The organism is Limosilactobacillus reuteri, assembly GCF_020785355.1.
Taxonomy (GTDB): domain Bacteria; phylum Bacillota; class Bacilli; order Lactobacillales; family Lactobacillaceae; genus Limosilactobacillus; species Limosilactobacillus reuteri_I.
In genome coordinates, this window is the sequence record NZ_JAJGVH010000076.1 from 111,919 (window position 1) to 118,713 (window position 6,795).

Below are 6,795 nucleotides of genomic sequence, written 5' to 3' on the forward strand. Positions count from 1 at the left end.
TGAAATGATAAGAAGATGATTTGATGAAAAAATCGTTAAAAATTGTCGGAATTAGTATTGGTAGTCTAATTCTTCTTGCTTTTGGCATTCAGGGTTTCCTATTACGCGGAACTCCTGGTCAGCACCTTTCACCACAAAATTATCAAAGTAACCTGGAGTATTCTTCTGTTCCAACCTTGCTTATTCCTGGTTGGGGTGGAAGTACAATTACTTATAACAAGATGATTAAGTATTATCAGCAAAAAAATATTGCGCAAAAAGTTTTAACGATCTGGGTTGCCCCTAACGGACGTATCTGGACTGAGGGGGACTTTCACGGGCAAAAGAATGCCTTAATTCAAATTTTATTTACTTGGAACTATAATGGTACCTACCATCCACAGATCAAGCAACTGACGACTGTTTTGACCTATTTGCAGAAACACTACCATATGCAGAAAATTAATGTTGTTGCTCACTCATATGGGGGCACAGAATTTATTCATGCTTATATGGGTTCAAAATATCTTCAAGATCATATGCGGTTGAATAAAGTAGTCTTTTTAGGGGTACCAGTTGAAGAAAGCCTTAGCGATCAGTTAAAATACCGCTATCATTTGGTTAATAAATCGACGGACAAAAATTTTCACCAATTATTTTTGGAGATGAAAAATTGGCAGCTGAATTATCCTGTTGAGATTTATAATTTAATGGGTAGTGAAGAAGGCAGTAAAACAACTGATGGTGCTGTTCCGCATATCCAATCAGAAATGTTAAAATCATTAATTAAAGCTCATCCATCGATTGAGTATCATCAAAAAGTGTATCCAAAAACCACTCACTATCAATTACATCATCGAACAAAAATTTTAAACAATATCGCTAACATTTTATGGGGAAGGAATTAAAATGAATAAAGAACACGGTCAAGTAACAGGAATTATATGGCGTGGACCTGATGACTTAGCCCTATACCAACGATTAAAAGAATATGCAGATAAAAAAGATATCTCAGTTTCAAAGGCAGCCAAGCAGTTAATTATTACCGCTCTCAATAAAGATTAAAAAATCCTAATTGGTTAAGTTTATTATTCCATGATAGAATCTTAACTGTACAAAAATTAAAGGGGAGTTCACTTAATGACAAATCAAAAAAGTAAGACAGTATATTTCTGTGCAGGGTGGTTTACTGACAAGCAAAATAAAGCTTATGAGGATGCAATGAATGCAATTAAGGCTAACCCTACAGTAGATGTAGAGAATTCTTATGTGCCATTACAACACCAATATAAAGGATTACGGGTTGATGAACATCCAGAGCTTTTGCAAGATCGCGAATGGAGTACAGCAACTTACAATGGTGATCGTGTAGGAGTTTCAACTTCTGATATGCTTTTAGCAGTCTACATTCCTGAAGAAGAAGATGTAGGAATGGGTGTTGAATTAGGAATGGCACGCGCACTAGGCAAATATATTATGGTAGTGATTCCTGATGAGGACTTTGGTAAACCAATTAATTTAATGAGTTGGGGAATTGCAGATAATTTCATTAAAATGTCAGAACTTCCTAATTACGATTTTAATAAGCCATCTTACAACTTCTATGATGGTGGAGTATATTAAAAAAAGATGTGCGATTTTAACTCGCGCATCTTTTTTTGAATTCTAGTTTACATAATATCTCTAACGGTTAATGAATTGATGTTCAATCTCTGATAATAGACCAGCATGATTGTTATCGTATTTTGTAACTTTATCAGCAACTTTCAGCAGGTCAGCTGTAGCGTTTTTCATTGCATATCCATAGCCAGCTTCTGATAGCATCTCAATATCGTTTGAAGTATCCCCGAAAGCAACTATTTGATCTAGAGTTCCGTTTAAGTAGTTCTCAACTAGTCTTTTTAATCCTAAGGCCTTATTTACACCCGCTGGTAGGATATCAATGCCATAAGCTCCACTATAAGTTGCTTGAATTAAGCCTGAAAACTGTTCATTTAATTGATTTACGTATCCTTGGATAATAGTTTGGGGTAATTTGCGCTTGGCCCAGCCAATGTTTAAGTTATAAATTGGTTCAGTGATTTTTTGAAGATCAGAAAAATATGTGTGGTGGGGATAAAAAGGGACTGGAACATCTCGATACTGTTCAGCAAGGATTGTTTGTGTTTCACCAGATAAAGATAAGATATCAGGTTTAGGAAACGTATGCTTAATAAAAGTATGAAGCTGTTGCAGCGTCGCAATTGAATGAGTCTTGCCATAGACGGATTTGCCGTTTATTATCAGTCGTCCACCATTTTCTGCTACAAATTCTTTTACAAGTGGACAAGGCCGAAAGATCGTTGACAATGCATCGTAACTATTCCCACTCGCAATAATAAAGTGGTAGTTTTGCTGTTGTAATAGTTCAATATCTTTATTTAAACGGTTAACGTCGAATTTATCATTATCATCTAGTAAGGTACCATCAACATCGATCGCAATAAAACGATATTTTCCCATTTAATTACCTCTCTGAAACACTAATTTGCAGAAGAATCTTGTGTTTTTTCTACAGTAGTTTGATTTTTAAGTCGTTGCTTTAACTGTACATTTTCTTTTTGCAGTTGATCAATCTTTTTCTGATACTTTTTTAATTCGTCCTTACTAACACGCGATGATTGTAATTCTTTTAATTGCTTATTAGTTTTGAGGTGATTGGAAAATGATAGTAAGTAAATAATAATAGCTCCAATAAGTAAGCAGATAAAAATTAGCAGCACTAGGGGCATCTTTACTTGGGCCCCAAAAAGATTGACTACTACGGTTGCTGTATTTAATAGTGCAAAGATAGCGATTATAATTAAAATAACGATTGAAGCAATGGTTGTAGATTGCTTTTTCATGGAAAATTCCCCCTCATGATTTTTGTAACATATCTATTATATTAACTTAAGAAGTGCTGGTAAAGGAGAAGGGGGAATAAATAAGCGTCATCGGTATTTGTACTTTTTAAATAAAATTGACAAATTAGCTTTATTTTTTTAATAAATGCGCTAAAATAAAAATATAAGGCGTCCTTAGTGTAATGGATAGCACATGAGATTTCGGTCCTCATGATCCGAGTTCGACTCTCGGGGGACGCATTTTTGTAAGATTGTATAAAAAAGAAGCTCCGATAAAATGCTGATATAACGGCATTTTATCGGAGCTTTTGTTTAGTTAAAACGGTATGAAATGGTGAAAGTTTGTAAGTTTGGTGCACAAATGGTGCAATTCGGTAATTTTTGTGCACCAAAAATAATCATTGTCGTAAACTTATTTTATTTAATCAAGTGTGCGGGTACTTTCAATAGAAAAATTGTTGATTATGGTGATTGTAAAAATTTAATAGTAGTAAAGTCATAGCAATCTTGCTATAATTAGTAATAAATAAGCTATGATAAAGGAAATAGTGCATGTATGAAGTAGTTTTTTACGAAGATAAAAATGGAAATAGTGAAATTGGTGATTATTTCGAGAAAATTTCGCAAAGTAAACAAAAGCAAGATAAAGCAATTTATTTAAAAATGCGCCATCAAATCAAGATGTTACAAGCTCTTGGTCCTGTGTTACATACACCACAAGCAAAAAAATTAAAGGGTTATAGGCATCAACTATGGGAGTTACGACCTATGCCAGAAAGAGTATTTTATGGAGTGTGGAAGAAAAATAATTTTGTATTATTAAATCATTATACTAAGAAAAAGGATGAAACAGATCCTCGTCAGATAGAAAGAGCCTTGTCACTACTTGACGATTGGTACGAAAGGAAGGGCAAATAATGAGAAAATGGGAAGATATAGATAAGCATCAAACGGTTGCAACAAAAGAAGAATTATCGATTATTGATACCTTGTCTTTTTTAGAAGTACAAAGAATTAAACAGGGCATTTCGCAAACAGAATTTGCAAAAAAAATCGGTATGACACAACCTCAATTGGCTAAAATCGAGAATTTAGATTCAATTCCAACGCTGCCTACATTAAATAAATATGCTGCTGGATTAGGTTTACAAATTAAATTATCTATTTCTCCATTGATGGAAGCCAAGTAGATAAATATTAACAATAATTGCACCGTGAAATAATTTCATAATGTGCAAAAAATAAACTCCGATAAAGTGGTGCTATATCAGCGCTTTATCGGAGTTTTTATTTAAATTAAGTACTTATCTAAAAAGTCCATTACAATTTTAAATACCTGTGGTTGAAGGAATCTTACATCCATGTGACTTGCACCTTCAATTTCGTATAATTCAGCAGGAACGTTGTTTTCAACTAATGCATCATAAAGCTTTTCACTATCCTTGATTGGAACAACGACATCCTCCGTACCATGAAAGATAAGAAAGGGCGTAGAAGTAGAATTTACATAGGTGAGGGGATTTGCAGCAGAATCAAGCTCGGGAGCGTTTTCAGGCTCAGCGCCAAGCAAGTTACGGTAAACAAAATCAAAATCGTTTGATGCACTTCCCGTTTTAGCGGTTAAGGGATCAACTACACCATAAAAAGGAACCGCTGCTTGAACATCACTGGAGTAATCTAAATTAGCACCTTTGTCGAATTGGTTAAGACCGTTAGTAACACCGAGCATACTTGCCATATGACCACCAGCTGATTCTCCCATCGCAATAAACCGATTAGGATCAGCTTGAAAGCGCTTGGCATTAGCTCTTATATAACGAATGGCAGCCTTAGCATCTTCCAATTGCCCAGGAAACTGAACTTTATTGCTATCACGATATTCGACACCAACAACAATATAACCATGCCGAGCAAAATCAACCAAATTTGGTAGATGAACATTGTGATCAGTATCCATCCAGCCACCACCAGCAAACCAAAAAATTACCGGATAACGTGTATCGTCATTAGTTTGAAAATGTCGAATAACTGAGAGCTTCAAATCACGCGTTGTATTACCAAGCCATCCAGGAACTTGCGTATATGTAATGTCTGAATCTAGCCATAAACCGTCACGTACTTGGTCAACTTTAAGCGTATGTTTCATAATAAAAACTCCTTTTAAAATACTTTTGACATAGACTTCAGCAATAGTATTACATAAATATTTTAAAACATAAATCAAAAGTATTAGTTTTGTTTAGAAAGTTTTATTAAAGTTAAAAATAAGCATTAAATAAATTCTTTTGAGAAAGCTAAAAATTGATATTCTGGGGGGAATTTTAAATTCAGTCGCATTAAAACTATAATTTTAATGACAGGTTAATTTTAAAATAAATCGTTCCCTCTTTACGTATTTACTAGCAACTTCGCTTATTTTATGGTTAGATTAAATTAGTATATATTTATAAGGAGCGATCATCTTATGGAAATTCAATACTGGGCTGATATTGCGTGCCCATATTGCTATATGGGAATTACACAATTACAACGAGCGCTTAAAGAATTAAAGATTGCCGATCAGACACCATTAAAATTTATGTCATTTCAACTAGATCCAACGTTGCCAACAACAACTGAGTTATCAATGACAGAATATTATGCAAAAACTCATCAACTAACTAAGCAAGAAGCTGCTACACAAATACATAAAATTGATCAACTTGCTGCCGATATTGATTTACCAATTAAGATGGAAAATGCGATTCCTGTTAATACATTAGCTGCTCATCGCTTAATAAAATACATTGAGAGTTTAAATGACCAAGCATTACTTAATAAGGCTGTTAAACGTCTTTATCAACTTTATTTTAATGATAATGAATCAATCGCGGACTATGAAGCTCTAACTGTTGCAATGAATGAAATCGGACTACCTGTTGCTGATGTTAAAAAAGTTCTTGAATCTAATCAGTATGAAGATGAAGTTCGAAAAAACGAACGGCGCGCATTTATGATTGGAATGCCAAGTGCACCGCTATTTGTGATTAATAATAAGTATTCAATCACTGGTGCGCAACCTTACGAAGTATTTTTAGAAGCCTTGAAAAAAGTAAAAAATACAACTAAATAGAATTCAAGCAAATCAGAAGATAATTTCTGGTTTGCTTTTTTGTTCCCCCCTGCTCTATTTGTAAATAGAAGAACTGTAATTCTTTATAAATTCTAATCATCCGGGTAGAATAAGACTTGAGGAGGTCTTTAGAATGAAGTTAACAAAACTTATTGTAGGAATTATTATGATTGTATTAGCCATTATTATATTTGTTCAATCGATTGTAAGAGGTTTTGGGAATCCTAATCCTGCAATCCATATTTATGCTGGAACAGCCGAATTAATTGTTTCACTATTATATCTGGCATCAGGAATAGTCTATATCGCTACTTGTGGTATTGATGGTTTAGGTGGCGATATTGCTGGATTATCGATGATGCTAATCAGTTGGGTTTTAGGTTTGTTAACGTGTACTATCTATCTTCCATTGCAACTATGGGCATGGTTGGCATTAATTATCGGAGTCGGCTTCTTTGTCTGGCATATTATGTTACGACGTGAATAAATTATGCTAGTTATTGGGCAATCCAATGATGTTCGCTTTTAGCCTACGTTATTAGATTGCCTATTTTTTCTAATAAAATAAAAAAACAGCGAGTAATTTTACTCACTGTTTTAGACTAATTGGGCTAGCTGGATTCGAACCAGCGCATGACGGTACCAAAAACCGTTGCCTTACCGCTTGGCTATAGCCCAATTATATTAAAATGTTGAACAACTATTAAAATTGTTCAATGGAGGATACAGGGCTCGAACCTGTGACCCCCTGCTTGTAAGGCAGATGCTCTCCCAACTGAGCTAATCCTCCAAAAGTGACCCGTGCGGGATTTGAACCCA

At 34.5% G+C, this 6,795-nt stretch carries 10 protein-coding genes and 3 tRNA genes; 8 read left to right on the plus strand and 5 right to left on the minus strand.

Annotation, left to right across the window (positions count from 1 at the left end; translation table 11 throughout):
• Positions 1-23: 23 nt before the first annotated feature.
• The 3 genes from LMB56_RS07315 (at position 24) to LMB56_RS07325 (ending at position 1,602) form a co-directional block, all read left to right on the plus strand.
• Positions 24-887: an alpha/beta hydrolase gene (locus tag LMB56_RS07315; RefSeq protein ID WP_229283449.1), complete on the plus strand. Its 864-nt coding sequence runs from the start codon at positions 24-26 to the stop codon at positions 885-887.
• A 1-nt stretch (position 888) separates the two neighbouring features.
• The gene (locus tag LMB56_RS07320) at positions 889-1,044 is read left to right on the plus strand and encodes a hypothetical protein (RefSeq protein WP_229283448.1); all 156 of its coding nucleotides are present in this window, start codon (positions 889-891) and stop codon (positions 1,042-1,044) included.
• Positions 1,045-1,119: 75 nt separating this feature from the next.
• On the plus strand, positions 1,120-1,602 hold the full coding sequence (locus LMB56_RS07325) for a nucleoside 2-deoxyribosyltransferase (RefSeq protein WP_004562256.1): 483 nt from the start codon (positions 1,120-1,122) through the stop codon (positions 1,600-1,602).
• A 60-nt stretch (positions 1,603-1,662) separates the two neighbouring features.
• Here the strand turns inward: LMB56_RS07325 and LMB56_RS07330 are convergent, their stop codons facing one another.
• Both LMB56_RS07330 and LMB56_RS07335 read right to left on the minus strand, forming a co-directional pair.
• Positions 1,663-2,481 carry an HAD-IIB family hydrolase gene (locus LMB56_RS07330; protein ID WP_229274548.1) on the minus strand — a complete coding sequence of 273 codons (819 nt, stop codon included), beginning with the start codon at positions 2,479-2,481 and terminating at the stop codon, positions 1,663-1,665.
• A 20-nt stretch (positions 2,482-2,501) separates the two neighbouring features.
• The gene (locus LMB56_RS07335) at positions 2,502-2,864 is read right to left on the minus strand and encodes a LapA family protein (RefSeq protein ID WP_229283447.1); all 363 of its coding nucleotides are present in this window, start codon (positions 2,862-2,864) and stop codon (positions 2,502-2,504) included.
• 168 nt (positions 2,865-3,032) lie between these two features.
• Here LMB56_RS07335 and LMB56_RS07340 point away from each other — a divergent pair.
• The 3 genes from LMB56_RS07340 to LMB56_RS07350 all read left to right on the plus strand — a co-directional run bounded on the left by LMB56_RS07340 (position 3,033) and on the right by LMB56_RS07350 (position 4,054).
• Positions 3,033-3,104: transfer RNA gene (locus tag LMB56_RS07340), tRNA-Arg, on the plus strand.
• Positions 3,105-3,416: 312 nt separating this feature from the next.
• Positions 3,417-3,782 (plus strand): type II toxin-antitoxin system RelE/ParE family toxin, encoded by a 366-nt coding sequence (locus tag LMB56_RS07345; RefSeq protein WP_003674052.1) that lies wholly within the window; start codon positions 3,417-3,419, stop codon positions 3,780-3,782.
• On the plus strand, positions 3,782-4,054 hold the full coding sequence (locus tag LMB56_RS07350; protein ID WP_003674050.1) for a helix-turn-helix domain-containing protein: 273 nt from the start codon (positions 3,782-3,784) through the stop codon (positions 4,052-4,054). The genes LMB56_RS07345 and LMB56_RS07350 overlap by 1 nt, the downstream gene beginning before the upstream one ends.
• Positions 4,055-4,155: 101 nt before the next feature.
• Here the strand turns inward: LMB56_RS07350 and LMB56_RS07355 are convergent, their stop codons facing one another.
• Positions 4,156-5,010 (minus strand): alpha/beta hydrolase, encoded by an 855-nt coding sequence (locus tag LMB56_RS07355; protein ID WP_229283446.1) that lies wholly within the window; start codon positions 5,008-5,010, stop codon positions 4,156-4,158.
• 318 nt (positions 5,011-5,328) lie between these two features.
• Between LMB56_RS07355 and LMB56_RS07360 the strand changes: the two genes are divergently transcribed.
• Together LMB56_RS07360 and LMB56_RS07365 are read left to right on the plus strand one after the other, a co-directional pair.
• A complete protein-coding gene (locus LMB56_RS07360) occupies positions 5,329-5,976 on the plus strand; it encodes a DsbA family oxidoreductase (protein WP_229283445.1) in 648 nt (215 codons plus the stop codon).
• 133 nt (positions 5,977-6,109) lie between these two features.
• Positions 6,110-6,463, plus strand: a complete 354-nt coding sequence (locus LMB56_RS07365; RefSeq protein WP_229283444.1) for a hypothetical protein — start codon at positions 6,110-6,112, stop codon at positions 6,461-6,463.
• Positions 6,464-6,582: 119 nt separating this feature from the next.
• Here the strand turns inward: LMB56_RS07365 and LMB56_RS07370 are convergent.
• Together LMB56_RS07370 and LMB56_RS07375 are read right to left on the minus strand one after the other, a co-directional pair.
• Positions 6,583-6,654, minus strand: a tRNA-Gln gene (locus LMB56_RS07370).
• Between the two features lie 39 nt (positions 6,655-6,693).
• Positions 6,694-6,766, minus strand: a tRNA-Val gene (locus tag LMB56_RS07375).
• Between the last annotated feature and the right edge of the window lie 29 nt (positions 6,767-6,795).